The following is a 1,337-nucleotide window of genomic DNA, read 5'->3' as shown; positions in this document are numbered from 1 at the left end:
CAGGGCCGTTTCAAAGTCCCGGTGAGCATGTGAGTGCGCAGGTCATGCCGATGAAGGGGTCCGGGCCTGGCCCGTCACGAACGCAACGAAGCTCCAGTTGAACGGGGTGACCTTCCCAAGTCGCCCTGAACCGCCGGAGCTTCGATGTGCCGCCAGTCTGCCACCGTCTGCCTGATCAAGTCGCCCGCTCTGGACGGCGTGGCGGGATTGTCGCTGGTGGAGCGGTTGAGGCTGCTGCCCGATCCGCGTCGACGCCGAGGGGTGCGTCACCCGTTCGTGGCGGTGCTCCTGGTCGCCGCCTCGGCGGTGGTCGCCGGCGCTCGCTCGTACGCGGCCATCGGCCAGTGGTCCGCGAGCGCTCCGCAGCACGCCCTGACCCGGCTCGGTGCCCGCATGGTCGGAGCGTTCGGGGTGCGTGTCGCGCCGAGTGCCGCCACGATCCGACGGGTCGTCAACCTGGCCTGCCCCGGCGGCCTGGCCGACCTGACCGGCGCCGATCCAGCGGGATCGGACTCGATCGCCGTGGACGGCAAGGCCGCCCGCGGCTCCCGGCACGGCACCTCGCCCGCCGCCCACCTGCTGGCCGCGATGACCGGCGACGGCCGGACCGTCACCCAACTGCGGGTTCCCGACAAGACCAACGAAATCACGTGCTTCGCCGCGCTGCTGGAGCCCTACGACCTGACCGGGGTCACCGTCACGGCCGACGCGCTGCACACCCAACGCGCCCACGCGCGATTCCTGGTCGAGGAGAAGAAGGCCCACTACCTGCTGGTCGTCAAGGCCAACCAACCCGGGCTGCACCAGCAGCTGCGGTCGTTGCCCTGGAAGGACGTCACCGCACGCCGCTACGACCGCGAGACCGGCCACGGCCGCAAGGAGACCCGCGTGACCAGAGCCCTCACCGTGACCGGCCTCGGACTCGACTTCCCCCACGCCGTCCAGGCCGCACGCATCCTGCGCCACCGCACCGACCTTAAGACCGGCACCGTCAGCCGCCAGACCATCTACGCAATCACCGACCTGACCTCGCAACAAGCCTCGCCCCAGCGCCTCGGCCGGCTCGCCAGGTCGCAGTGGACCATCGAGAACCGGCTTCACTTCGTCCGAGACACCACCTTCGCCGAGGACGCCTCGAAGATCCGCACCGGCCACGGCCCCGAGAACATGGCGACCCTACGCAACCTGGCGATCAACACGCTGCGGCAGCACGGGCACCGCAACATCGCCGCTGGCCTCCGGCGCGCCTCCTACGAGCCCTTCAGCCGCCCGCTCGACCTTCTCGGCATCGCCTGACCAGCACACCTACAAGATCACCGGACTTTGCAACACCCCTG

General features: G+C 69.9%; 1 protein-coding gene. It reads left to right on the top strand.

The annotated features are described in order from the left end of the window. Nucleotides 1-144 precede the first annotated feature (144 nt). Nucleotides 145-1,296 carry an ISAs1 family transposase gene (locus P3T29_RS32600; RefSeq protein ID WP_280720294.1) on the top strand — a complete coding sequence of 384 codons (1,152 nt, stop codon included), beginning with the start codon at nucleotides 145-147 and terminating at the stop codon, nucleotides 1,294-1,296. Nucleotides 1,297-1,337: the final 41 nt, after the last annotated feature.

The organism is Kitasatospora sp. MAP5-34 (assembly GCF_029894335.1).
Classification (GTDB): domain Bacteria; phylum Actinomycetota; class Actinomycetes; order Streptomycetales; family Streptomycetaceae; genus Kitasatospora.
This window is presented reverse-complemented; position numbering and strand designations above follow the sequence as displayed.

Coding starts and splice junctions, on each gene's coding strand:
- P3T29_RS32600 (WP_280720294.1), top strand. CDS start 145: ATGTGCCGCCAGTCTGCCACCGTCTGCCTGATCAAGTCGCCCGCTCTG.